The organism is Variovorax boronicumulans (assembly GCF_030812215.1).
In the GTDB taxonomy this organism is placed as follows: Bacteria; Pseudomonadota; Gammaproteobacteria; order Burkholderiales; family Burkholderiaceae_C; genus Variovorax; species Variovorax boronicumulans_C.
The window spans coordinates 1-24,517 of sequence record NZ_JAUSSG010000012.1; the positions used below are offsets into that span (position 1 = coordinate 1).

Sequence of the window (24,517 nt, forward strand, 5' to 3'; positions counted from 1 at the left end):
GTCGCAGACAGCGGGGTCGCCTTTTCTTTGCTTACTTTCTTTTGGCGAAGCAAAAGAAAGTGAGTCGCCCGCCGGGGCGAGACCCGGCCTCGAAAAGCAAACTAGGCAGCCAGCCAATGAACGCTGAAGAGCTTCTCAGGATCCGTCCAAACCGCCCCCGGCCGAAACCCGGCACGAACAGCCAACGCACGAAGCCCATCCACAGTGAACTTGTGCGAGTACTCCGTATGAATGGTCTCCCCCTCCTCGAACCCAAACCGTTCCCCATTCAAAGAAACGCTCTGAACCCGCCGGCTCACAAGATGCATCTCGATCCGCTGACGAGGCGCGTTATAGAACGCCGCGTGCGCAAACCCATCCAGATCGAAATCAGCATCGAGCTCCGCATTCGCCCGACGCAGCAGGTTCAGATTGAACTGCGCAGTCACGCCTTGCGCATCGTTGTAGGCCGCATGCAACCGATCCGGCGCTTTCACCAGATCGACACCGATCAAGAGCCCCCCGCCCCGCAGCATCCGCGCCGCAAGCTGCAGAAAAGCCAGCGCTTCATCGGGCTCGAAATTCCCGATCGTCGACCCCGGGAAAAAACCAACGCGACGACCCGAGCCAGCCATCGGCGCAGGCAGCACCAGGGGCATCGTGTAGTCCGCGGCAATGGGCTGCACCACAAGCGCCGGATAGTCCGCCTTCAACCGCTCCGCGGCCGCTTCGAGGTGCGCCCCCGAAATGTCGATCGGCAGATAACGCTTGGGCGCCTCGAGCGCATCGAGCAAGAGCCGCACCTTCGTGAGCGACCCCGCACCGAACTCCACGATCTCCGCGTTCGGCCCGACCTGCTCGGCGATCTCCCCTGCGCATTCGCCAAGGATGCGCAGCTCGGTGCGCGTCGGGTAGTACTCGGGCAGTTCGCAGATGCGATCGAACAGCTGCGAGCCGGCCGCGTCGTAGAAGAACTTGGGCGAGATGCTGCGCGGCGTGCGCGACAGCCCCGCCTGCATCTCCCGACCGAACTCGGACAGCGGCACGACAGCCGCCGGCGCGCGCTGTTGTGGCGACTGCTGCGAGGTCTTCGAAGCAACGAACGAAGACAGCGACGAAGAGGAGGTTGGATTGCGCATGATCAAAGGTCTTTCGCGAGCCGCAGCCCCGTGAATTGCCAGCGCGCCGCCGGCGGAAAGAAGTTGCGATAACTCGGCCGCGCGTGCCCGGCCGGCGTGGCGACGCTGCCGCCGCGCAGCACCAGCTGCCCCACCATGAACTTGCCGTTGTATTCGGCCGCGATGCCGGGCATCGGGCGAAAGCCCGGGTACGGGTCGTACGAGGAGCGCGTCCACTGCCAGACGTGGCCGGTCATCTGCGTGATGCCGGGTGCGTCGAACGCGGCCTCCCATTCGAACTCGGTCGGCAGCCGCGCGCCGGCCCATTCGGCATACGCGGCGGCCTCATAGAAACTCAATTGCGACACCGGCGCATCTGCTTCCATCGGTCGCACGCCATGCAGGCCGAACACATGCCATTCGGCAGCGCCTTGCTGCTGCGTGCCGAGGTTCAGGCGCGGATCGTCGGCGGCAAGCCAGTACGCGGGGTGACGCCAGCCATTGGCCTGCACCGCCGCCCATCCGTCGGAGAGCCACAGCTCCGCACGCTGATAGCCGCCATCGGCAATGAACTGCGCATAGTCGCCGCAGTTCACGAGCCGGTCGGCAATGGCGTAGGGCTGCAGCAGCGCCTTGTGGCGCGGCGTCTCGTTGTCGAAAGAGAAATCGGGACCCGCGTGCCCCACCTCTGCGATACCGCCGTGCTGCGGAATCCAGCGCACTGCAGGCGGCACCGCGGCCAGCCGCAATGCGGGCCCGCTCGCCGGCTTGTACGCAGGCAGCAGCGGATTGCATGAGAGCGCATGCAGGATGTCGGTGAGCAGCAGTTCCTGGTGCTGCTGCTCATGGTTCAGCCCGAGCGTGACGATGGGCTCGATGGCGGCCCAGTCCTGCTCGTCGACGCCGCCTTCGAGCAGTGCAAGCACCGCCTCGTCGACATGCCGCCGGTACGCATGCACCTCGTCCACCGAAGGTCGCGTGAGCAACCCGCGCTGCGGGCGCGGATGCCGCGGCCCGAGCGCCTCGTAGTACGAATTGAAGAGGTAATGAAATCGCGGATCGAAGGGCTGATACCCCTCGGCATGCGGTTGCAGAAGCACCGTCTCGAAAAACCACGTCGTGTGCGCGAGATGCCATTTGGTCGGGCTCGCATCGGGCATCGACTGGATGCATTGGTCTTCGGCGGAAAGCGGGGCGGCAAGTGCCAGGCTCGTGGCGCGCACTTCGCGAAACCTGTCGCGCAACATGCTCGCCGCCTGTGTGATCGGCCGGGAAAGCGTCATGGGGTCTCCAGTCGGGTCAGCCGCAAGTTTTAGCCCATAGGGGTCGGCGCAGTCCGTAGGACAAAACGCCGCAGGGGCGCCGCCGGAAAGTCGACGGGCAGCCACTGTGGCACAAGATGGCGGGGCGTGCAGGGCGGCTGCGTATCATCCGTTCGATGCAAACGAACACCTCCCCGGCCAGGCCCAAGGTCGTCATCGTCGGCTGCGGATTCGGCGGACTCGAGGCGGCCCGCAAGCTGCAGCGCGCCGACGTCGATGTCACCGTGATCGACAAGACCAACCACCACCTGTTCCAGCCCCTGCTCTACCAGGTGGCGACCGCCGGGCTCGCCGCGCCCTCGATCGCGGCGCCGGTGCGTGCGCTGTTTCGCAAGCAACAAAACATCACCACGCTGCTCGGCGAAGTGAGCGCCATCGATCCCGCCGGCCGCACGGTGCAGCTGGCGAACGGCACCAGCGTTCCCTACGACCACCTGATCGTCGCCGCCGGCGCCACGCACAGCTATTTCGGCCACGACGAATGGGCGCCCGTCGCGCCGGGCCTGAAGACGCTGGCCGATGCCTTCGAGATCCGCCGCCGCGTGCTGCTGTCGTTCGAGACCGCCGAGACCACCACCGACCCCGCGCTTCGCCGCGCCCTGCTCACCTTCGTGGTGATCGGCGCCGGCCCGACCGGCGTCGAAATGGCCGGCACGCTCGCCGAAATCGCCAAGCACACGCTCTCGGGCGAGTTTCGGCATATCGACCCGAGCAGCTCGCAGGTGCTGCTGGTCGAAGGCGGCCCGCGCGTGCTGCAGGCCATGCCCGAATCGCTGAGCCAGAAGGCGCTCGAGCAACTGGAAAAACTCGGTGTCGAAGTGCGGCTGAATGCACGCGTCACCGCCATCGACAGCACCGGGCTCGAAGTGCAGACCGGCGGCGGCGCGGACGGCGCACCGGTCGCGAGCTACCGAATCGATAGCAGCTGCGTGGTCTGGGCCGCGGGCGTCGCGGCTTCGCCGCTGGGCAGCATGCTCGGCACGGCCACCGGCGTCGAATGCGATCGCGCGGGCCGCATCAAGGTCGAGCCCGACCTGAGCCTCGCGGGCCATCCCGAAATCAGCGTGGTGGGCGACCTCGCGGCCGCCATGAGCCACGCACCCGGCAAGCCACCCAAGCCGGTGCCCGGCGTGTCGCCCGGCGCCAAGCAGATGGGGCGCGCCGCGGCGTCGAACATCCTGCGCCGCATCGCGGGCCAGCCGACGGTGCCGTTCCGCTATGCGGACTACGGCAACCTCGCGACCATCGGCCGCAACTCGGCGGTGGTGGACCTGGGCACGCCCTTCGGCCCGCTGCGCTTCAGCGGCCGGCTCGCGTGGCTGTTCTGGCTGTTCGCGCACGCGTACTTCCTCATCGGCTTTCGCAACCGCGTCGTCGTGATGATGGATTGGGCGGGCGCGTACTGGAGCTTCCAGCGCAATGCGCGCGTGGTGGCCGACGTGCAGGGCAAGAGCGAATCCTGAAACCGGAGCCGAGGCCATGTTGTCGCTGACCTGGTGGATCGCCATTCATGCCGTCGAAGCGCTGTTCCTTCTCTGGGTGCTGCGCTGGGGCGGCGCGGAGCGGCTCGAGGGCACGTGGGCCTCGGGCTTCATCAGCAGCTTCGCGCCGCGCTGGAACGCCGAGGGCCTCCGCATGGCGGCGCTGATCCTGCTGGTGTTCTGCGCGATCACCTTCGTCGCTGGGCTGTTCATGCCCTCGCTGCGTTGCTGGAGCAGCGGCGCCTGCTGAGCGCCGCCGCCGCTTTCAACATCAGGTTCCGATCACACCGCCGTCGTTCTTCGTGATGACCACGGTGGCCGAGCGCGGGCGCCCCGCGCCGTCGGGCCACTTCGACACCGCGAGCGGACGGTCCGGATCGCTGCGCTCGTTGGCCGGCTCGCCCGGATGCTGGATGTTGATGAACAGCGTGCGCAAATCCGGCGTGGCCGTGAGGCCGGTGATCTCGCAGCCGGCCGGGCCGACCAGGAAGCGGCGGATCTCGCCCTTGGTCGGGTCGCAGGCCAGCATCTGGTTGTTCAGCAGGTTGCTGTAGTCGCCCTTGCCGAGCGTGGAGGTCGATACATCGGTCTCGATCCACAGCACACCGCGCGCATCGACCATCAGGCCGTCGGGGCTGCCGAAGGTGTCGCCCTGGATGTTGCCCTGCGCCTCGTAGCGCGATTGCTTCGGGTCGCCCGCGAGCACGAGGTGGTTCCACGCGAACCTGGTCGCGTCGAGATCGCCGCTTTCCTTCCAGCGGATGATCTGGCCCATCGTGTTGTTCGAGCGCGGATTGGCCGCGTCCATGAAGGGCTGGCCCGGCGCGCCGCGGTTGCTGTTGTTGGTGAGCGTGCAGTAGACCTCCTTCGTCAGCGGATCGACGGTCGTCCACTCGGGGCGGTCCATCTTGGTCGCGCCCAAGAGGTCGCTCGCCTGGCGCGCCTTGATGAGCACGTCGCCCTGGCTCGCGAAACCCTTGTCGGCGACAAGCCCGTTCCGGCCCTGCACGAGCGGCAGCCACTCGCCCGTGCCGTCCACATCGAAGCGGCCGACGTACAGCGTGCCGTGGTCGAGCAGTTCGCGGTTGGCCGCGGCGCCGCCGGGCTGGACCTTGTCGCGGCTCACGAACTTGTAGATGTATTCGAAGCGCGAGTCCTCGCCCATGTAGACGACGGCGCGGCCGTCGTTGGTGAGCGCGGTGGCGGCGCCTTCGTGCGCGGCGCGGCCCATGGCGGTGCGCTTGCGCGGGGTCGATGCCGGGTCCTGCGGATCGATCTCGACCACCCAGCCGTAGCGGTTCGATTCGTTCGGGTGCCTGGCCACGTCGAAGCGCTCTTCGTGCTCGTGCCAGCGGTACTTGGCGCCGTTGCCCTTCTTGATGCCCCAGCGCTTCTGGTGGGCGTCGGGGGTGTCGGTGCCCTCGAAGTAGTCGGCGAAGTTTTCTTCGCAGGTCAGGTACGTGCCCCACGGCGTCTGGCCGTTGGAGCAGTTGTTGTACGTGCCCAGCACCTGCGTGCCGGTCGGGTCGCCCGCGGTGCGCAGCATCGGGTGGCCGGCGGCGGGGCCGGTGAGCGTCATCGGCGTGAGCGCGGTGATGCGGCGCGCAAAACGCGACGGCAGCACCTGCGACCACTTCGCGCCTTCGCGCTGCAGCTCGATGACCGACACGCCGTGCGCATTCATCGACTTGCGCACCTTCTCGGCCGTCCAGGTCTTCATGCCGTCGGTGTGCAGCAGGCCGTCGTCGACGTATTCATGGTTCAGCACCAGGAGGCCGCGGTTCGATCCGTCGAGCGGAAAGAAGGCCATGCCGTCGTGGTGCATGCCGGCCTGCAGGGCCTGTTCGTCGGCGGTGTTGGAGCCGTCGGTCTTGAAGGCGGGCATGCGGCCCGCGATGCCGGTGGCGTCGCCCCAGCGGTAGATGACCTGCGCGCTGTAGCCCTCGGGCACGACGACGCGGTCGACGGCCGCCATGGGCACGCTCTTGAAGCCGATGGCGCGGCCCAGCGTGCTCACCGATGAATTGCTGCCGCCGCCGGTGGCTGCGCAACCGGTCAGCGCACCGGCTGCGAGCGGCCCGAAAAGCCCGGCCACCGCCGCCGCGAGACCGCCGCGCACGAACACGCGGCGCCTGGGGTCGGACACGTCGTGGATCGTGGGGTTGGCGGAAGGGTTGGAGTCCTCCATCTGCTCGAAGTCTTTGGCCATTTCTCTGATCTCTTTGTCATGTGGGTTGTGAGAACTTTCGATGTTCGCGTAAACCCGTGAATCTCCCATGACAACGGGAACCCTTTCGGGTGACAGATTTCCGGAATTTAATTCCAACTACTGAATTGAAAAGCCGCCGCTTTTTTGCAATTCTTTCATCTCGCCCCAAAATTGAATTACGGAAATTCCAATGACTCATTTCCTACGGAAATACGTAGTGGCAGCGGCCTGCATGACCGTGCCGCTCTTTGCTCACGCCCAATCCATTCCGCTGGACGACGTGCCCGCGATCGCCAAGGCACTGATGCGCGGCCAGGCGGTTCGCACGAGCTTCGACCTGTCGAAATGCAGGAACGACAGCCCCGGCGAGCCGAGTCCCGCCGTGAGCGGAGGGCTGGTCATCGATCCCTTCAATATCCTGCCCAATGGAACGATCGCGCTCTCGAATACGCATTTCACCCTCGGCCCGGGCAATCAGCCGGTGAACGAGATCATCCGTTTTCGAGTGAATACCGACCGCTCGGTTCAATTGACGATCACCACCCTCTCGATGCCGACCTACCAGCCATTGCGCAATATTGCATTGACCTGCGAGGTGGGGAATAGCGTAAATTTCTTTGTGCAAATTCTTTAGGCAATTCGTTGGCTATCCCAAATTCAATTCAGAAATCGGGTGAATTGCGCGGGGCTCGGGGCGGGTGCACAGGCACCGGGTAACAAGCCTCAGAAGAAGCCTTCACCCCAGTGCGATTCGCGCTGGCTCTTGCGCCAATCCCATGGCGGCACCGGCTTCGTATCGGCCCACAGCCCCAGGTGCCGCGAGCGGGCACTGTCCTGCAGCTTGAAGAGCCCGCCGCCGCGCTTGGTCGCGATCTTGTTGTAGTCGTACACCCAGGCCCAGCCCTCGGACACCATGCGGCTGCCCGCGTCCTCGCCGTTGCACGACACGTCGGCCACGGTGCGGCCGTAGCGGTCGGTGTCGCGCTCGGTGATGACCGCCTTCTCGGCGTAGCAAAGGCGGCTCAGCGCCTGTCGGCTGCGCTGGCCGTAGGGCTGCTTCTTTTCAGGGGCGTCGATGGCCGCGATGCGCACCTTGACCTGCTCGTAGGCACCGATGCGGCCGCAGCGCGCGGTGAGCGTGTCGCCGTCGGTCACGCCGACGATGAGGCAGGTGCGGGGAGCGGCGTGGGCCAGCAGCGAAAGGGAGAAGAGAACGGAGAGAAGGAAGGACGAACGAAAGCGCATGCAGGAATGGAACGGACACGTTGCGAGAAGCAAAAGATTCTCGGCGCGAAGCGCCCGCGCCATCCGGCCGAATCATTTGTTTTCGTCTTCCTGCAACAGGCGCCACATCACCTTGCCGCTGCCGCTCTTGGGCAGCGCGTCCACGAACTGCACCTTGCGCGGAATCTTGTAGACCGCCATGTTCTCGCGGCACCAGTCGATGATCTGCTGCTCGGTCGTGTCCTTGTGCGTCGCGCGCAGCACCACCACGGCCTTGACCGATTCGCCGCGGTAGTCGTCCTTGGTCGAGATGACGCAGGCCTCCTGGATCGCGGGGTGGCGGAACATCAGCAGTTCGACCTCGGCGGGCCACACCTTGAAGCCGCTCGCGTTGATCATGCGTTTGAGGCGATCGGTCATGAAGAAGTAGCCGTCCTCGTCCATGCGGCCCATGTCGCCGGAGCGGAAGAAGCGCTTGCCCTCGAACTCGACGAAGGCGGCCCGGGTGGCATCGGGCCGCTTCCAGTAGCCCTGGAACACCTCGGGGCCGTGGATGATGATCTCGCCCGATTCGCCGATGGGCATTTCCACCAGCGTGTCGGGGTCGACCACGCGCGCGTCGGTGCTCATGAACGGGATGCCCAGGCACTGCTGCTTGGGGTTCTCCGACGGGTTGGTGTGCGAGGGCGCGGCCGTCTCGGTGAGGCCGTAGCCCTCCTGGTACTTCAGGCCGTACTGCTCGAACAGGCGCTGCGCCACAGCCTGCGGCATCGCGGCGCCGCCGCCGCCGATGTGCGTGATGCTCGAGAGGTCGTAGCTCGCGAAGTTGGGGCTGGCCATGAGGTCGATGACCATGGTGGGGATGTTGGTCCAGCTCGTCACCTTCCAGCGCGAGATGAGCCGGCCCGCCACGTCGCGGTCCCAGCGCGGCATGATGACCAGCGTGGCCGCCGCGAGGATCGAGGTGTGCATCATGCTCACCACGCCGGTGATGTGGAACATGGGCACCACGGCCAGCACCACGGCCTCCGATGTCGCATGGCCCCAGAGCTGGCCCGAGACGGCGTTGTGCATCAGGCTCGAATGGTGGTGCACGCAGCCCTTGGGCAGGCCCGTGGTGCCGCTGGTGTAGGGCAGGAGCGCCATGTCGTTGGCGCCCACCACATGCGCGGGGGCCGGGTGGCCGGCTTCGAGCGCGTCGGTCCACGCCATCGCCTGGCCGCCGGCGAGCGCGGGCAGCGGGTGGCGGGTGGTGAGCCAGGCGGTCCATGCGGGCGCGGGTGCGTCGTCGCCGGAAACATCAGCATCGAAGGCGTCGGTGAACTGGGTCACGACGATGTGCGCGAGCCGCTGTTCGGGCGGCAGTGCGTCGCTGGCCTTGGCCAGTTCGGCGGCAAGGTCGCCGGTGGTGAGCGCCACCTTGGCGTCGGGGTCGACGATGTAGTGCTTGAGCTCCTCGGCCCGGTTCATCGGGTTGACCGGCACCACCACCGCATTGGCCCGCAGGATCGCGAAGTGCGCGACCACGAGCTGCGGGCAGTTCTGCATGTCCAGGATCACGCGGTCGCCGCGCTGCACGCCCAGCGCATGCAGCGTGCCGGCCAGCCGCTCGACCTGCCCGGCGAGCTCGCGGTAGCTCATCACGCGGCCGAAGAAGACGAGCGCGGCCTTGTCGGGGTAGCGGGCGGCGGAGACCGAGAGGTTGTGCCAGAGCGAAGTGGCGGGCACGGTGAGCGAATGCGGCAGGCGTTTGGGCCAGAACTTGTAATGCGGGCGTTGTTGCATGGTGGGAACGGCGGGGAAGGAAGAAGAAGAAAAACGAGGGGAAAGCGAAGGGAAACGCACCAGCCTAAGCCGCCCCGGCCGCGCCTCCCATCGGGGAAGCCCCCGGTGCGTCACATTGGCGACGCCCATTCTTCTCACACTGGCCGTGGATCGCGGATGCGCCGTGCGACTACAGACACGGCCGGCTTTCCGCGCGATACCTGACGCTCTCTTCCATCCACCCAACCAACCACCGAAGGAACCCACCATGGCAGCAGACAAGCACGCAAGCGTTCACTGGGAAGGCGCCGGCAAGACCGGCAAGGGCCAGATCAGCACCGAGACCGGCGCCCTGAAAGACTATCCCTACGGCTTCGCGAGCCGCTTCGAGGACGACAAGCGCGGCACCAACCCCGAGGAGATCGTCGGCGCGGCCCATGCGGCCTGCCTGACGATGGCCTTCGCCTTCGCGCTGGAAGCGGCGGGCCTGACCGCGACGCGCATCGACACCAAGGCCGCCGTGCGGCTGGCCAAGGACGGCGCCGGCTTCAAGATCGACCGCATCCAGCTCGAACTGGATGCGGCCGTGCCCGGCCTGGACGAAGCGAAGTTCCAGGAAATCGCGGCCGCCGCCAAAGCCGGCTGCCCGCTGTCGAAGGCGCTTGCGAGCGTGCCCGAGATCACGCTGAAGGCCACGCTGGCCAGCTGACCTCGCTGCTTATGATCGTCTCCACAAAAAGGAGACGGATCATGAACAAGCCCACCCGGACCGCACTGGCGGTCCTTTCTTTCGCCCTTGGCACGCTCGGCACGCTCGGCACCACGGCGGCCATGGCCGCCTACCCCGACAAGCCGATCAAGGTCGTCATCGGCTTCCCGGCCGGCGGCCCGCTCGACCAGCATGCGCGCCTGCTCACCGACAAGCTGCAGGCGGTGCTCGGCCAGCCGCTGATCGTCGACTACAAGCCCGGCGCGGGCGGCTCGGTGGGCGCCGATGCGGTCGCCAAGAGCCCGGCCGACGGCTACACGCTGATGCTGGCCAACACCGGCGTGGCGGTGATCAACGGCGCGCTCTACAGCAAGCTGCCCTACAACACGCAGCGCGACTTCGTGCCGATCGCGCGCACCGCGATGCAGCCGCTGGCCCTGCTGGTCACACCCAAGCTGCCGGTGCAGAACCTCAAGCAGTTCATCGACTACGCCAAGGCGCGGCCCGGCCAGGTCAACTACGGCTCGGCGGGCAACGGCGGCATCAGCCACCTCGTGCCCGAGATGTTCAAGACCGCGACCGGCATCTTCATGGTCCACATCCCCTACCGCGGCAGCGCGCCGGCCTTCACCGACCTGATGGGCGGGCAGGTGCAGTTCATGGCCGAGTCGATTCCACAGGCCGCCAACTATCACAAGCAAGGCAAGGTGCGCGCGCTGGCCGTGACCAGCCGCGAGCGCAACCCGGCGCTGCCCGACGTGCCGACAGTCATCGAGTCGGGCGTCAAGGGCTTCGAGGTGGTGGGCTTCTACGGTTTCCTCGCGCCGAAGGACACGCCCAGGGACGTGGTCGCCAAGCTCAGCGATGCGTTCCGGCAGGTGCTGACCAGCCCCGAGGTGCGCGAGCGCATGGTGAGCCAGGGCGCAGACCCGGCCTACCTGGGCAGCGAGGACTTCGCACGCTTCCTGGCGACGGAAACGCCGCGCTGGGACAAGGCGGTGAAGGCGTCGGGCGCGCGGATGGATTGAGCGCCGCCGGCGTTCAGCGCGGCGTGGCCGCGTGCCGCTCGAGCTGCTCGCGGCTCAATAGCTCGATGCTGCGGTAGCCCACGCGCAGCGTGCCGTCTTCCTCCCAGAGCTTGAGTTGCCGGTTCACGCTCTGGCGCGACACGCCGAGCATGAACGACAGGTCTTCCTGCGATACGCCGAGCGTGGTGCTGCCGCTTGCATCGCCCGGCACGGCGGCGCGTGCATCCAGCGTGAGCAGCCGGTGCGCGAGCCGCACGGGCAGCGGCATCAGGATCACGTCGTCGATCCACGCGAGCGCCTGCCGCAGCCGCAGGCACACCAGCCGCGTGAAGGCCATGTGCACATCGGGGTGCTCGGCGATCAGCCGATGAAAGTCCGCCGCGGCCACCACGGCCATCTCGGTGACGTCGACCGCGAAGGTGTCGTAGACGCGCTCGCGCCCCACCAGCAGCGACACCTCGCCGAACCAGTGCCCGGGTTCGAGCATCGCGATCACCGCCTCGCGCCCGCCCGGCGCGACCACGCTCACGCGCAGCGATCCGCTCACCACGCCGAACAGCGCATCGGGCGACGAGCCCTTGTGGAACAGCGACTCGCCACGCGCCAGCGTGCGCCGGTGTGCCACCGCGAGCAGGCGCGCCTGCACGTCTTCGGCCAGCCGCATGTCGTTGCCTTGCGGCGGTGACGGTGCTGCCGCCTGGGCTTCGGTGGCGCGGGATGAAAGGGGCGTGCGTGGCATCGCGGGTTTGTCCGGGGTGGCGAATGCCAACAACGGACAGTCTTGGTGCATGGGGGTGCCGATAGTACGCAGCGAGCCCGGGTCACCGCAATTGGAGCCATCGCGGCAACCCGATGTCACCTGTCACATGGAGCACACCCCGATGAACACCCAGCCCCAACGAACCGAACTTCAAGCCCGCCGCGAGCGCCTTGTGCTCGACCATTTCGCCGACGAGACCCGGCAGGATTTCGACGCGGTGCTCGGCACCTTCCCGCATCCGCACTACGAGCTGATTCCGAGCGGCGAAGTGCACGACGGCAATGACAACGTGCGCCAGTACTACGCCGAAACGCGCCGCGCCTTTCCCGACCAGCGCCACGAGATCATCCAGCTGCGGCACGCCGACGACTCGGTGATCGTGGAGTTCTGGCTGCTGGGCACGCATCGCGGTCCGCTCAAGGGCATTCCGCCGACGGGCAACGCTTTTCGCTGCCGCATGAACGCCTTCTTCATCTTCGAGGGCGACGTGCTGGTCTGCGAGCGCGTGTACTTCGACACGCTGACGATGCTGCGGCAGCTGCTGGTGGGCGTGCCGCCGGAGATGGTCGGCGCGCTGGTGAGCGGGCTGCTCGGCCAGCCGGCCGCAACGCCCAAGGCCGAGGCCGCCGTCGCATGACCACCGCGCGGCCGCTCGAAGGCCGGCACGCCGTCATCACGGGCGGCGCGCGCGGCATCGGCCTTGCCATTGCGCGGCGCTGCCTGGCGGACGGCGCGAGCGTGGCGCTGTGGGATGTGGAAGCGGAGGCGCTGGCCGAAGCGGTGCGGCAGCTCGCGCCGCTGGGCACGGTGACCTCGGCGCTGGTCGATGTGCGCGACGAAGGCCAGATCGCGCGCGCGGCCTCGGAGGCGCAGGAAGGCTTCGGCGGCATCGACATCCTCGTCAACAACGCGGGCGTGCTCGGCCCGACCGTCACGGCGTGGGAACACACGCCCGCGCAATGGCGCAACGTGCTGGACATCAACCTCACCGGCGCATGGCAGTGCTGCCACGCCATCGTGCCGGTGATGCTGGCTAGGCAGCGGGGGCGCATCGTCAACATCGCCTCGGTGGCGGGCAAGGAAGGCAACGGCTTGAACGCGGCGTACTCGGCTTCCAAGGCGGGGCTGATTTCGCTGACGAAGTCGCTGGGCAAGGAGCTCGCGTTGTCTGGCGTGCTGGTGAACTGCATCACGCCGTCGGCGGCCGATACGGCGGTGTTCGCGGGCGTGCCTGCGGAGCATCGCGAGCAACTGCGCACTGCGTTGCTGGCGCGGGTGCCGATGGGGCGATTCGTGGAGGTCGATGAAGTGGCAGCGATGGCTGCGTGGCTGGCTTCGGACGATTGCTCTTTCAGTACGGGGGCGGTGTTCGATATCTCGGGCGGGCGCTCGGTGTATTGAGCTTTTCAGGGCGTGTGCGCAGGGCACCGGGTACTCCCCTCCGCGAATGTCCCCCGGGCTTCGCCCTCCTCCTTGATTTCGCTGCGGGGAGCACCCGGTGCCCTGCGCACACCAGGCGCTGTCGTTGCATTGGCCGATCGACGAGCGCTCATCGAATCGAAAGACAAGTCCTCATTTCCAGGAGACGAAGATGATCCGAGACCCTGAACCCACCGGCTTTGCGCAACTGGCGCACTTCGATGGCGCGCGCGGCGCGGCGATGCCGCAGGACCGCCTGCGGGCCATTCGCCACGGCGCCGAGGCATTGCGGGAACAACTGCTGGATGCACCTCCGGTGCGCTTTGCGCGCAGCTTCAACCTGCTGCGCATTCCGTATCCGGCGTGGTTTGCTTTCACCGGCGTTTACTCGCAGCAGTTGCTCAAGCCGCACATGGTTCATCTGCTGGCGCGCACGGTGCTGATCCAGTACGACGACTTCGAAGGGCGCCTCCGCACGCTGCTCTTCACGCCGGCCGACTTCGAGGCGGGCAACGAAACGCCCTACTTCAAGCGGCTGAGCGAGCAGACGCCGAAGTTCCTGCACAAGACCATCGCGCCGATCTACCAGACCGTGCCGCAGGCGCTGGCGAGCTGCGGCGTGGCACCCGAACAGATCGACTACATCACCTACGACCACCTGCACACGCAGGATGTGCGCCGCTGGCTCGGCAGCGCGGACGTGCCTGGCCTGCTGCCGAACGCGAAGTTGCTCGTTCACCGGCAGGAGCTCGCGAACGTGCAGGGCCTGCTGCCGGTGCAGGCCGAGTGGTACTGCCCGCGCGGCCTCGATGGCGTGCCGGCCGAACGCATCGTCGCTTTCGACGGGAGCATCCAGCTCGGCCGCGGGCTTGCGCTGGTGCACACGCCGGGCCACACCGAAGGCAATCACTCGCTGGTCTATCGCACCGGCGACGGGTTGCGGGTGAGCAGCGAGAACGGCGTGGCGGCCGACAGCTGGGCGCCGCTGCAGTCGCGCCACAACGGCATCCGCCGCTATGCGCAAGCGACGGGCGCGGAGGTGATCCTCAACGGCAACACGCAGGAAAGCAGCAACGACCAGTACCTGTCGATGGTGCTGGAGAAGACGCTCGCGGGCACCTCGCCCACGCACGGGTTCAGCAACGTCGTGCCGTCCAGCGAATGCTCGCCGCACTGGCTCTTTCCGGGCGCGCCGACCAGCCACCTCTGGGGCGAGACGAGCTTCGGCACGCTGGCCCGGCGCTGAAAAGAAAAAAAGAGAAGGAGACAACCGATGAACACCGCCACCCTCGATGCCGCCGACACGCGCACGCCCGCCTCGGCCGATGCGCGCGACGACGCCGCGCTTTTCCGCAAGATCACCTGGCGGCTGATGCCGCTGCTGTGCGCCTGCTACGTGCTGAACTACCTGGACCGCACCAACGTCGGCTATGCGCAGTTGCAGATGAAGGACCAGCTGGGCTTCAGCGATGCGGTGTTCGGCCTGGGGGCCGGCATCTTCTTCATCGGCTATGCGGTGTTCGAGATTCCGAGCAACCTGATGCTCGCGAAGATCGGCGTGCGCGCGACGCTGCTGCGCATCATGGGTCTGTGGGGGCTGGCTTCGGCGGCGATGATGTTCGCGACGACGCCGATGCAGTTCTATGTGCTGCGCTTCCTGATCGGCGTGTTCGAGGCGGGCTTCGCGCCCGGCGTGCTGTTCTACCTGACGCTGTGGTTTCCGTCGCACCGCCGCGCGCAGGCGACCGCCCTCTTCTTCATGGCCTTCGGCGCGGCGCCGATCGTCGCGGGGCCCATCGCGGGGCTCACGATGACCTACCTCGACGGGGTGCTCGCGCTGCGCGGCTGGCAGTGGCTGTTCCTGCTCGAAGGGCTGCCGAGCGTGCTGCTGGGCATCGTCGCGTTTCGCTGGCTCTCGAACAGCCCGGCACAGGCGCCGTGGCTCACGGCTGCCGAGAAGCAGCGCGTGGCGCGCCTGCTGGCCGAGGACCAGGCCGCGAACGGTGCCGCCGAGCGGCACACCTTCGGTGCGGCCATGCGCGACGGGCGCGTGTGGCTGATCGGCTTCATGTCGTTCCTGATCATCCTGGGCATCTATGCGCTGTCGTTCTGGCAGCCGACCATCCTCAAATCGATGGGGCTCAGCGTGCTGCAGATCGGTTTCTATTCGGTCATTCCGGCGGTTGCGGGCATCGCGGCCAACATCGTGGTCGGGCGGCATTCCGACCGCCGGAAGGAACGGCGCTGGCATTTCGCCATCGGTGCGCTGGCGGGTGCGGCGGGCCTCGCGCTGACCACGCTCTTCATGCAGAGCCCGCTGGCGGCCGTGCTGTGCCTGGCGCTGGCGGCCATGGGCATCTCGAGCGCGTTCACCGTGCTGTGGGCGATTCCGGGCAACTTCATGTCGAAGAGCGCCGCGGCCGCGGGCATCGCGCTCATCAGCACCATCGGGGGCAGCGCGGGGCTGGTCGCACCGATGATGGTCGGTGCGCTCAAGACGCTGACGGGCGGCTTCACGGCCAGCCTCTATGTGCTGAGCGGGGCGCTGGTGCTGTCGGCGCTGCTCATGCTGCTGGTCCTGCCCGCGAGCGCGCTGGCCAGGCGGTAGCGCACTCGCGCCGCGCGCGCCGCACCACCGGCGCGCGGCACCGATCCATTTCGGTGCACATATCTTGCATACCAGTTGGCACAAAAGCTGCTGGTATGCAGGCGAATGTCTACATCCGCATCCGAAATCAGTGCACGCATCGTCGAAGCGGTGATGGCGCAGAAGCTCGCGCCGGGTTCGCGCCTGGGCGAGCAGCAGTTGGCCATGCTCTTCGACTGCAGCCGCACCATCGTGCGCGAAGCTCTCACCCGGCTGGCCGCGCGCGGCATCGTCACGGTGAGCGCCCGGCGCGGCTGGTTCGTGATCGAGCCCTCGCAGGAAGAAGCCCGCGAAGCCTTCGAGGCGCGCCGCGTGATCGAGCTGGGGCTCATCCGCAGCGCGGCCACCACCGGCAAGCTCGACAAGGCGGCACTCCGTCAATTGAAGTCGCACCTCCAGCGTGAAAAAGGCGCACTGAAAGAGAGCGACGTCGGCAACCGCAGCTTCCTGCTGGGCGACTTCCATGTGTGCCTGGCCGAGTGCCTGGGCAACACGCTGCTGGCCGATACGCTGCGCGACTTCACCGCGCGCACCACGCTGATCGCCATGCTCTACCAGAGCACGCACGACGCGGTGCAGTCCTGCGAAGACCATGTGCAGATCGTCGCGGCGCTCGAGCGCGGCGACCACGCCGCCGCCGAGGCGCTGATGGCCGAACACATCGGCACGGTGCAGTCGGCACTGCGCGTGCAGGCGCCCACCGATCCGCTCGCGCAACTGCGCGATGCGCTGGCGCCGCTGCAGAACACGGCCTCGACCCCACCCAAGCGCCGCAAGCCCGCCGCGCCTTCCGGCGACGACCCCGATTCATCGACTTACCTAGGAGCCCTGCTATGACTTTCTCTGCATCGAAACGCCACCTCGCCCTCGCGTTCGCTTCCGTCGCCATGCTGGCCGCGGCCGGCGGCGCCCACGCCCAGAACGCACTGGACAACGTGCTCAAGGCCAAGACCATCAAGATCGCCGTGCCGACCGACTACCCGCCCTACGGCTCGGTCGACAAGAACATGAAGCCGCAGGGCCTGGACGTGGAGATGGCCGAACTCATCGCCTCCAAGCTCGGCGTGAAGGTCGAGCTGGTGCCCGTGACCAGCGCCAACCGCATTCCGTACCTGCAGACGCGCAAGGCAGACCTCGTGATCTCCACGCTCGGCAAGAACCCCGAACGCGAGAAGGTGATCGACTTTTCGTCGGCCTATGCGCCCTTCTTCCAGGCCGTGTACGCCGCCAAGAGCATGAAGCTCACGAACTTCTCCGACATGGCCGGCAAGACCGTCGCCGTGACGCGCGGTGCGATGGAAGACCAGGAACTGAACAAGGTGGCGCCGCCGAACGTCGACTACCGCCGCTTCGAGGACAACAACGCGACGATCGCGGCCTTCGTGGCCGGCCAGACGCAAACCCTGGCGACCAGCGCGGCGGTCGCCGGCGACATGCTCGCCAAGAACCCCAAGGTGAGCGCCGAGTTCAAGCTGCTGCTGAAAGACAGCCCCTGCTTCGTCGGCATCGCCAAGGGTGAGACCGCATTGAAGACCAAGGTCAACGAAATCATTGCCGCCGCCAAGAAGGACGGCACGCTGGACGCCCTGTCGAAGAAGTGGCTCGGCAAGGCCGCCGGCGATCTTCCGGTCTGATCGAGTCACGCGGCCATGAACATCGAGTTTGACTTTTACGCGGTGCTCTCCGAATGGCCGCTGCTGCTGCGCGGCGTGGCGTGGACCGTCGGTCTCACGGCCATCGGCACCGTGCTGGGCATGATCGTGGGCACGTTCTGCGCGTGGGCGCGTGCCGGCGGGCCCGTGTGGCTGCGCGCCATCGTGGGCACCTATGTGGAGCTGATCCGCAACACGCCGTTCATCGTGCAGCTGTTCTTCATCTTCTTCGGGCTGCCGGCGGCGGGCGTGAAGCTCTCGCCCGAAGTGGCGTCGGTGATCGCGATGGTGCTGAACCTCGGCGCGTATTCCACCGAAATCATCCGTGCCGGCATCGAGGCCACGCCCAAGGGGCAGATCGAAGCGGCCGTGAGCCTCGCGCTCAGCAAGGCGCAGGTCTTCTTGCGCGTGGTGTTGCCGCCCGCGCTCAAGAAGGTGTGGCCGGCGATGGTGAGCCAGATCGTCATCGTGATGCTGGGCTCGGCGGTGTGCGGCCAGATCTCGACCGAAGAGCTGAGCTACGCGGCCAACCTGATCCAGAGCCGCAACTTCCGCGCGTTCGAGGCCTTCATCGTCGCCACGCTGATCTACCTGGCGCTGTCGGTGGCGCTGCGGCGGCTGCTCGACTGGGCAGGGCCGAAGTTCTTCTTCGGCCGCTGAACGCGAGGAACCCATCGCCATGAGTGATTTTTCTTTGTGGGACATCCTGCGCAACCTGCTGATGGCGCTGCGCTGGACCGTCGTGCTCTCGCTGATCGCCTTCATCGGCGGCGGCCTCGTGGGCGGGCTGCTGCTGTTCCTGCGCCTGCGCGGCGGCAGGATTGCGGGCAAGGCCGTCGGCCTCTATGTGCAGCTCTTCCAGGGCACGCCGCTGCTGATGCAGCTGTTTCTCGCCTACTTCGGCATCGCGCTGTTCGGCGTCGACGTGTCGGCATGGACCGCCGCGAGCGTGGCGCTCACGCTCTACACCAGCGCCTTTCTCACCGAAATCTGGCGCGGCTGCGTCGCCTCGATTCCCAAGGGCCAGTGGGAAGCATCCGGCAGCCTGGCCTTGAGCTTCGGCGAGCAGATGCGCCATGTGATCCTGCCGCAGGCCGTGAAGATCGCGATCGCGCCGACGGTCGGCTTTCTGGTGCAGGTGATCAAGGGCACGGCGCTCGCCTCGGTGATCGGCTTTGTCGAGCTCACCAAGGCCGGCAGCATGATTTCGAACGCCACCTTCCAGCCCTTCGTGGTGTTCAGCTGCGTGGCGCTGCTTTACTTCGTGCTGTGCTTCCCCGTGAGCCTGTACGCCAAGAACCTCGAGAGGAAGACCCATGGCCGCCGTGCTTGACCAAGCCAAACCCGAATCCACGACCTTCGCCGCGCCCATCGTGCGCATCACGGCGCTGCGCAAGTCCTACGGCACCAACGAGGTGCTCAAGGGCATCGACCTGGACGTGAAGCGCGGCGAGGTGATCGCCATCATCGGCAAGAGCGGCTCGGGCAAGAGCACGCTGCTTCGTTGCATCAACGGGCTCGAAGTGTTCCAGGAAGGCTCGCTCACCGTCGACAGCAAACCGCTGCTGCACGAAAGCGCGATGGCCATGCGCGAGCTGCGCCAGCGCGTGGGGATGATCTTCCAGAGCTTCAATCTTTTTCCGCACCTCACGGTCGGCAAGAACGTGATGCTCGCGCCCACGCTGGTGAAGAAGCGCGGGTCGATGGAGGCCGCTTCGCAGGCGCGCAAGCTGCTCGACCGCGTGGGCCTCGCCGAGAAGTTCGATGCCATGCCCGACCAGCTCTCGGGCGGCCAGCAGCAGCGCGTGGCGATTGCCCGTGCGCTCGCGATGGAGCCGGCCGTGCTGCTGTGCGACGAGATCACCTCGGCGCTCGACCCCGAACTGGTGGGCGAGGTGCTGCGCGTGGTGGAGTCGCTGGCCGACGAAGGCATGACGCTGCTGATGGTGACGCACGAGATGAGCTTCGCGCGCAAGGTGAGCGACCGGGTGATCTTCATGCACCAGGGGCGCGTGCACGAAATGGGGCCGCCGGCGGAGCTGTTCGGGAATCCGCAGACGGCGGAGTTGAAGCAGTTTCTTTCTTCGCTGCACGATTGAGGGTTTCGGCTCCGACTGTCCGCGGTTATCCTCCGCCCATGGCCTGCCTGAAGAACGCGTCGATTATTCGCACCATCGAGAAGATGGTGGGTTAGCGCGCGATCCGTAAGACAGTCACGCCATGCAACCCGCCCCACGAGGCGGGTTTCTTTTTGCCTCCTGGGGATTGTTCCAAGTCACAGGAGAAAAGAGATGACCCCCATGCTCCACATGGTCTGCGGCAAGATCGGCGCCGGCAAATCGACGCTCACCCGGCGCCTGGCAGAGGCGCCGGCCACCGTGCTCATCAGCGAGGATGCGTGGCTGGCCACGCTGTACCCGGGCGAGATCGTCGCGCTGCCTGACTACGTGCGGGCCTCGGGCCGGCTCAAGCAAGTCATGGCCGCGCACGTGGTGGCGCTTCTGCAGGCCGGCGTGTCGGTGGTGCTCGACTTTCCGGCCAACACGGTGAGCAGCCGGGCCTGGGCGCGCGGCATCTTCGAGAAGGCGGGCGTGCCGCATCGGCTCCATTTCCTGGATGTGCCGGACCCCATCTGCAAGGCGCGGCTCCGCGCACGCAATGCAAGCGGCGAGCACCCCTTCGAGACGACAGATGCCCAGTTCGACCTGATCACGCGCCATTTCGTCGCGCCCGAGGAAGCGGAAGGCTTTCATGTGGTTCGCGCTCCGCAGGCCTGATCCATAAGATCGCCAGTGATGCACATCGATCAAGCCCTCCCCGCCGAGGCGGCCACCGTCGCCGCTGTCCTCAATGAAGCCGCCCAATGGCTCGCCACCGAGGGGAGGCCGCTGTGGTCGGGCACCGACATCGGCATCGAACGTATCCAGCGCGACACCGATGCCGGGCGCTACTTCATCGCGCGCGAGAACGGCGACGTGGCCGGCGTGGTGCGGATCGACATGGAAGACCCGTACTTCTGGCCCGAGATCGAACCCGGCAGCTCGGCCTTCGTGCACAAGCTGGCTGTTCGCAGGTCTTGGGGCGGCAAGGGCGTGTCGACCACCCTGCTGACCTTCGCGCGCGAGCACACCCGTGGCCTGGGCCGCCCGTACCTGCGCCTCGATTGCGTGGCGGACCGGCAGGCGTTGCGCTCGCTCTACGAGGGCTTCGGCTTCGTATTGCACAGCGTCATCCAGAAGGAAACCAGGTCGTTTGCCCGTTACGAATTGCGCGTCGACGGCTGACTGTCCGACAGGCGATGGCGCCGCGTCGGCGCTGGCGGGAACACACCGGCCTGTGGCAAGCTCGGAACCCCTATGAACCTCCGCCCTTCGTCCCTCACCTCCCGTCGCCGGATGCTGCAGGCCCTGCTCGGTACGGCCGCCCTGCAGGCCCCGTTCGCGGCGCTGGCCGGCTTCAACTTCTTCACCAGCGAATACACCGCGAGCCGCGACGAGCTGCAGGCGATGATCGCCAAGCGCTTCCCGGTGGCCGAGCGCTATGCCGAGATCTTCATGGTCGGGCTGCGCGATCCGCAACTGGGGCTGGATGCCGGCGCCAACCGCGCGGCCCTCACCGCCACGCTGACGATTGCAAGCCCCTTGCTGGCCGCGTCGCCGGTGCAGGGGGTCGTGTCGATGAGCAGCGCGCTGCGCTACGACGCCGCCACGCGCACGCTGCGGCTCGATCGCCCGAAGTCCGAACGCCTCGAGCTGCAGGGCGTGGAAGGCCGCGATGCCGAACGGCTGCAGAAGGTCGGCTCGATCGTCGCGCAGGAACTGCTGCAGGGCCAGGTGCTGCGCAGCTTCACCGCCGACGAACTCACCATGGGCCGCAAGACCTACGAGATCGGCGACATCACCGTGCAAGACAACGGCATCAAGGTGCAGCTCAAATGAAATACCCCTTGCTCGTCGCCGCGCTGCTGATGGCGGGCTGTGCCGCCATCGTCCCCACCGCAAAGCAGCACTTCGACCTGCAGGCGCATCGCGGCGGCCGCGGGCTCGCACCCGAGAACACGCTGGCCGCGTTCTCGAACGCGATCGACCTGGGCGTGACCACGCTGGAACTCGACATCGGACTCACGGCCGACAACGTGGTCGTGATCTCGCACGACACCGCGCTCAACCCCGACCACACGCGCGACGCAAACGGCAGCTGGCTCGCATCGCGCAGCGGCGCGGCCGTGCGCGCGCTCACGCTGGCCCAGTTGCAGACCTACGACGTGGGCCGCCTGAACCCCACGAGCAACTACGGCAAGCAGTTCGCACTGCAGCAGCCGCGCGACGGCGAACGCATTCCGACGCTCGCCGCGCTGTTCGCGCTGATGCAGGCACGCGGCGCCGCGGCGGCCACGGTGCGTTTCAACATCGAGACCAAGATCGACCCGACGAAGCCCGACGAAACCGCCGCGCCCGACCCCATGGTGCGCGCGCTGCTCGCCGAGATCGACAAGGCGAAGATGGCCGACCGCGTGACCATCCAGAGCTTCGATTGGCGCACGCTGGCGCTGGTCGGGCAGCTCGCGCCGCAGTTGCCGCGCGCCTACCTCAGCACCGCGCGCACGCTCAAGGACAGCCGCTGGACCGCCGGCCTCGATGCGGCCGGCTTCGCCTCGGTGCCGCAGCTGGTCAAGGCGGCTGCGGGCAAGAGCGCGGGGCCCGTGATCTGGTCGCCGGCCTATGCGGACCTGACGCCCGCCGCCATCAAGGAAGCACAGAAGCTCGGCATGAAGGTGCTGCCCTGGACGGTGAACCAGCGCGCCGACATGCAGCGGCTGATGGACTGGGGCGCGGACGGCATCATCACCGACTACCCCGACGTGCTGCGCGACCTGATGCGCGAGCGCGGGCTGTCGATGCCACCCTCCGGAAAGGTAGCGGGATGAGCGCGGCACAACAGATCGACACCATCGCCGCGCATATTGCAGCGCTGAATAGCGGCGGTGGCGGCGGATCGGTCACCGCGCTCTCGAACGATGCCCGCGCCAGCACCGAGCTGCTCGGCGCCCTGCCGCCACGCTACGGCGAGGTCTTGCTGAACCTGCTCGACCGGCTCGAATCGAGCGCGCTCTTCAGCGAAGAAAGCTGCTCCTTCAGCCAGAAGGACCTGCTGGACAACCTGCAGGTGTGGGTCGACAAGGCCCGCGGCCAACTGGTGTCTTAGGGCACAGGTTTATCATCCTGTCCCATGCGCACCCTGCTGCTCGCCCTCATGATCGCCCTGCTGCCCATCCGCGGCTGGCTGGGCGACGCCATGGCGGTGGAGATGGTGCGGCACTCGCTGCCGGCCGCCTCGCTCGTCGCACAAGAGGCCTCCCCGGCCTCGGTGGCGGTGGATGCGCATTGCCACGAAGCCATGGAAGCAGCCGACAGCGGCGACATGAGCACCATGGCGCACCACCATGACGACGGCAACGGCAGCGACCACGGCACCGACCACCAGGGTTGCGGCACCTGCACCGCCTGCCAGGTCTGCCACACGGTGGCCCTTGGCGGCACACCCCTCATCGATATCGTGCACAGCGCCCCCCAGGCGCCGCCGGCCGCCCACTCGGCCCGCTTCGCGAGCGCAGAGCCCGTTCCGGGCCTGAAGCCGCCCATTTCCTGATCTCCCTGCCCGTAGTCCGTCCGCAGTGAGCCTTTTCCGGCTCTCGGCGTTGGTCGTATTGCTCATGGAGATCGAGCGTGAACCCCATTGTTCGCCGGCACATTGCCGGCCCCCTTCGCTATCGAAGAAGTAGCAGCGCGCTGTTCAAGCATGCCGCCGCACTCGGCAGCGCTTTCGTGCTGGCCGGCTGCGCCAGTCTTTCCCCCGACGGCGGCACTGCCGACGTGCAGGCGCTGATCGGCAACAACCCGCTGATGGCGGGCACCGCCGCCCAGCGCGTGCCCGACGAGGCCTCGCAGAAAAGCGTCGATGCGCTGCTCGCCAAGCCGCTCGACGCCGAGGCCGCCGTGCGCATCGCGCTCGTCAACAGCCCGCGCGTGCAGGACGCCTTTGCCACGCTGCAGATCAGCGACGCCGACCGCGTGCAGGCCGCGAGCCTGCCGAACCCTGTGCTCTCGTTCAGCCGCCTGGCGCAGGGCCGCGAACGCGAGTTCGAGCGGATGCTGAGCTTCAACGTGATCGGGCTCGTCACGCTGCCGTGGCAGGCGCGCTGGGCCGGTCAGCGGCACGAGGCCGCCAAGCTGCAGGCCGCGCAGAGCGTGCTGCTGCTGGCCGCCGACACGCGCCGCGCGTGGGTGCGCGCGGTGTCGGCGCAGCAGAGCGTGGTGTACCTGCGCGATGCGAAGGACGCCGCCGAAGCCGGCGCCGAGCTCGCGCACCGCATGGCGCAGGTCGGCAACTGGAGCGCGCTGCAGCGCACGCGCGAGCAGCTGCTGCTGGCCGATGCGGCAGCGCAGCTCGCACGCGCCGAGCAGACCGCCGTTGCCACGCGCGAACAGCTCACCCGCCTGCTCGGCCTGAGCGGCGAGCGCATCGGCTACACGCTGCCCGATCGACTGCCTCCCCTGCCGCCGTCCGCGCCTGACCTCGGCGACGTGCAGGCCCGCGCGCTGCGCGATCGGCTCGATGTGCGTTCGGCGCAGGCGCAGAACACGGCGGTGGCCGATTCGCTCGGCCTCACGCGTGCCACCAGCGTCATCAACGCCATGGACATCGGCGGCGTACGCAACACCACCTTCGAGAACAATGCCGACCGGTCGCGCTCGACGAAACGCGGCTTCGAGCTCGACCTGCCGCTCCCGTTGTTCGACTGGGGCCAGGCCCGCACCGGCCGCGCCGAGGCGCAGTACATGCAGTCGGCCGGCCGCTTGCGCGACGTGGGCGTGCTGGCCGCGAGCGAGGCGCGCGAAGCCTGGCAGGGCTGGAACACCGCCTATGCGCTGGCGCGCCGCTACCGCGACGACGTGCTGCCGCTGCGCAAGAAGGTCAACGAAGAGATGGTGCTGCGCTACAACGGCATGCTCGCGAGCGTGTGGGAGCTGCTCGGCGAAACCCGCGCGAGCATGCTCGCCGTCAATGCGGGCATCGAGGCGCAGCGCGATTTCTGGCTCGCCGACACCGACCTGCAATTCGCGCTCACGGGCAGTTCGCCCGGCGGCATGACGGCGCTGCAGACGGCCACGGCCGGCGATGCGCCCGCGTCGGGAGGGCACTGA

General features: G+C 67.3%; 27 protein-coding genes. 21 read left to right on the forward strand and 6 right to left on the reverse strand.

The annotated features are described in order from the left end of the window. Positions 1–101: 101 nt before the first annotated feature. The gene (gene egtD / locus J2W23_RS26910) at positions 102–1,118 is read right to left on the reverse strand and encodes an L-histidine N(alpha)-methyltransferase (RefSeq protein ID WP_373423994.1); all 1,017 of its coding nucleotides are present in this window, start codon (positions 1,116–1,118) and stop codon (positions 102–104) included. Between the two features lie 2 nt (positions 1,119–1,120). Further along, on the reverse strand, positions 1,121–2,380 hold the full coding sequence (gene egtB / locus J2W23_RS26915) for an ergothioneine biosynthesis protein EgtB (RefSeq protein WP_307650928.1): 1,260 nt from the start codon (positions 2,378–2,380) through the stop codon (positions 1,121–1,123). 155 nt (positions 2,381–2,535) lie between these two features. On the opposite strand from egtB, the gene J2W23_RS26920 reads away from it, so the two are divergent. After that, entirely contained in the window at positions 2,536–3,882 is a 1,347-nt protein-coding gene (locus J2W23_RS26920) for an NAD(P)/FAD-dependent oxidoreductase (RefSeq protein WP_307650929.1), read from the forward strand. A 16-nt stretch (positions 3,883–3,898) separates the two neighbouring features. Beyond that, entirely contained in the window at positions 3,899–4,150 is a 252-nt protein-coding gene (locus tag J2W23_RS26925; RefSeq protein WP_307650930.1) for a hypothetical protein, read from the forward strand. A gap of 21 nt (positions 4,151–4,171) precedes the next feature. Here the strand turns inward: J2W23_RS26925 and J2W23_RS26930 are convergent, their stop codons facing one another. Beyond that, on the reverse strand, positions 4,172–6,109 hold the full coding sequence (locus tag J2W23_RS26930) for a PhoX family protein (RefSeq protein ID WP_307650931.1): 1,938 nt from the start codon (positions 6,107–6,109) through the stop codon (positions 4,172–4,174). Between the two features lie 232 nt (positions 6,110–6,341). On the opposite strand from J2W23_RS26930, the gene J2W23_RS26935 reads away from it, so the two are divergent. Further along, positions 6,342–6,743 carry a VirK family protein gene (locus J2W23_RS26935; RefSeq protein ID WP_307650932.1) on the forward strand — a complete coding sequence of 134 codons (402 nt, stop codon included), beginning with the start codon at positions 6,342–6,344 and terminating at the stop codon, positions 6,741–6,743. Positions 6,744–6,832: 89 nt separating this feature from the next. On the opposite strand, the gene J2W23_RS26940 is transcribed toward J2W23_RS26935, so the two are convergent. Both J2W23_RS26940 and J2W23_RS26945 read right to left on the reverse strand, forming a co-directional pair. Continuing rightward, complete coding sequence (locus J2W23_RS26940) at positions 6,833–7,354, reverse strand: thermonuclease family protein (protein WP_176656249.1); 522 nt, start codon at positions 7,352–7,354, stop codon at positions 6,833–6,835. A gap of 72 nt (positions 7,355–7,426) precedes the next feature. Beyond that, on the reverse strand, positions 7,427–9,118 hold the full coding sequence (locus J2W23_RS26945) for a long-chain fatty acid--CoA ligase (RefSeq protein ID WP_307650933.1): 1,692 nt from the start codon (positions 9,116–9,118) through the stop codon (positions 7,427–7,429). A 247-nt stretch (positions 9,119–9,365) separates the two neighbouring features. Here J2W23_RS26945 and J2W23_RS26950 point away from each other — a divergent pair, with 247 nt between their 5' ends. Together J2W23_RS26950 and J2W23_RS26955 are read left to right on the forward strand one after the other, a co-directional pair. Next, the gene (locus J2W23_RS26950; RefSeq protein ID WP_176656247.1) at positions 9,366–9,806 is read left to right on the forward strand and encodes an OsmC family protein; all 441 of its coding nucleotides are present in this window, start codon (positions 9,366–9,368) and stop codon (positions 9,804–9,806) included. A gap of 41 nt (positions 9,807–9,847) precedes the next feature. Further along, positions 9,848–10,834, forward strand: a complete 987-nt coding sequence (locus tag J2W23_RS26955; RefSeq protein WP_307650934.1) for a Bug family tripartite tricarboxylate transporter substrate binding protein — start codon at positions 9,848–9,850, stop codon at positions 10,832–10,834. A 13-nt stretch (positions 10,835–10,847) separates the two neighbouring features. Here J2W23_RS26955 and J2W23_RS26960 read toward each other — a convergent pair whose 3' ends face one another. After that, entirely contained in the window at positions 10,848–11,573 is a 726-nt protein-coding gene (locus J2W23_RS26960) for a Crp/Fnr family transcriptional regulator (protein ID WP_307650935.1), read from the reverse strand. 142 nt (positions 11,574–11,715) lie between these two features. On the opposite strand from J2W23_RS26960, the gene J2W23_RS26965 reads away from it, so the two are divergent. The 16 genes from J2W23_RS26965 to J2W23_RS27040 all read left to right on the forward strand — a co-directional run bounded on the left by J2W23_RS26965 (position 11,716) and on the right by J2W23_RS27040 (position 24,517). Next, the gene (locus J2W23_RS26965) at positions 11,716–12,231 is read left to right on the forward strand and encodes an ester cyclase (RefSeq protein ID WP_307650936.1); all 516 of its coding nucleotides are present in this window, start codon (positions 11,716–11,718) and stop codon (positions 12,229–12,231) included. Continuing rightward, entirely contained in the window at positions 12,228–12,995 is a 768-nt protein-coding gene (locus J2W23_RS26970) for an SDR family NAD(P)-dependent oxidoreductase (protein WP_307650937.1), read from the forward strand. Before J2W23_RS26965 ends, J2W23_RS26970 begins: the two co-directional genes overlap by 4 nt. A 190-nt stretch (positions 12,996–13,185) precedes the next feature. Then, positions 13,186–14,259 carry a hypothetical protein gene (locus tag J2W23_RS26975; protein WP_307650938.1) on the forward strand — a complete coding sequence of 358 codons (1,074 nt, stop codon included), beginning with the start codon at positions 13,186–13,188 and terminating at the stop codon, positions 14,257–14,259. Positions 14,260–14,286: 27 nt separating this feature from the next. Beyond that, the gene (locus tag J2W23_RS26980) at positions 14,287–15,621 is read left to right on the forward strand and encodes an MFS transporter (RefSeq protein WP_307650939.1); all 1,335 of its coding nucleotides are present in this window, start codon (positions 14,287–14,289) and stop codon (positions 15,619–15,621) included. 105 nt (positions 15,622–15,726) lie between these two features. Further along, positions 15,727–16,497 carry a GntR family transcriptional regulator gene (locus J2W23_RS26985; RefSeq protein WP_307650940.1) on the forward strand — a complete coding sequence of 257 codons (771 nt, stop codon included), beginning with the start codon at positions 15,727–15,729 and terminating at the stop codon, positions 16,495–16,497. Beyond that, positions 16,494–17,294 (forward strand): transporter substrate-binding domain-containing protein, encoded by an 801-nt coding sequence (locus J2W23_RS26990; RefSeq protein WP_176656239.1) that lies wholly within the window; start codon positions 16,494–16,496, stop codon positions 17,292–17,294. The genes J2W23_RS26985 and J2W23_RS26990 overlap by 4 nt, the downstream gene beginning before the upstream one ends. 15 nt (positions 17,295–17,309) lie before the next feature. Then, positions 17,310–17,972 (forward strand): amino acid ABC transporter permease, encoded by a 663-nt coding sequence (locus J2W23_RS26995; RefSeq protein ID WP_176656238.1) that lies wholly within the window; start codon positions 17,310–17,312, stop codon positions 17,970–17,972. A 19-nt stretch (positions 17,973–17,991) separates the two neighbouring features. Then, entirely contained in the window at positions 17,992–18,645 is a 654-nt protein-coding gene (locus J2W23_RS27000) for an amino acid ABC transporter permease (protein ID WP_176656237.1), read from the forward strand. Next, on the forward strand, positions 18,629–19,411 hold the full coding sequence (locus tag J2W23_RS27005; RefSeq protein WP_218104344.1) for an amino acid ABC transporter ATP-binding protein: 783 nt from the start codon (positions 18,629–18,631) through the stop codon (positions 19,409–19,411). The genes J2W23_RS27000 and J2W23_RS27005 overlap by 17 nt, the downstream gene beginning before the upstream one ends. Positions 19,412–19,603: 192 nt before the next feature. Further along, a complete protein-coding gene (locus J2W23_RS27010) occupies positions 19,604–20,089 on the forward strand; it encodes an AAA family ATPase (protein ID WP_176656236.1) in 486 nt (161 codons plus the stop codon). 18 nt (positions 20,090–20,107) lie between these two features. Then, the gene (locus J2W23_RS27015; RefSeq protein ID WP_307650941.1) at positions 20,108–20,596 is read left to right on the forward strand and encodes a GNAT family N-acetyltransferase; all 489 of its coding nucleotides are present in this window, start codon (positions 20,108–20,110) and stop codon (positions 20,594–20,596) included. Positions 20,597–20,668: 72 nt separating this feature from the next. Beyond that, on the forward strand, positions 20,669–21,250 hold the full coding sequence (locus J2W23_RS27020) for a DUF1439 domain-containing protein (RefSeq protein ID WP_307650942.1): 582 nt from the start codon (positions 20,669–20,671) through the stop codon (positions 21,248–21,250). After that, the gene (locus J2W23_RS27025) at positions 21,247–22,239 is read left to right on the forward strand and encodes a glycerophosphodiester phosphodiesterase (protein WP_307650943.1); all 993 of its coding nucleotides are present in this window, start codon (positions 21,247–21,249) and stop codon (positions 22,237–22,239) included. Before J2W23_RS27020 ends, J2W23_RS27025 begins: the two co-directional genes overlap by 4 nt. Next, a complete protein-coding gene (locus tag J2W23_RS27030) occupies positions 22,236–22,517 on the forward strand; it encodes a hypothetical protein (RefSeq protein WP_307650944.1) in 282 nt (93 codons plus the stop codon). Before J2W23_RS27025 ends, J2W23_RS27030 begins: the two co-directional genes overlap by 4 nt. A gap of 24 nt (positions 22,518–22,541) precedes the next feature. After that, positions 22,542–22,961 (forward strand): hypothetical protein, encoded by a 420-nt coding sequence (locus J2W23_RS27035; RefSeq protein WP_307650945.1) that lies wholly within the window; start codon positions 22,542–22,544, stop codon positions 22,959–22,961. 77 nt (positions 22,962–23,038) lie between these two features. Beyond that, positions 23,039–24,517: a TolC family protein gene (locus J2W23_RS27040; RefSeq protein ID WP_307650946.1), complete on the forward strand. Its 1,479-nt coding sequence runs from the start codon at positions 23,039–23,041 to the stop codon at positions 24,515–24,517.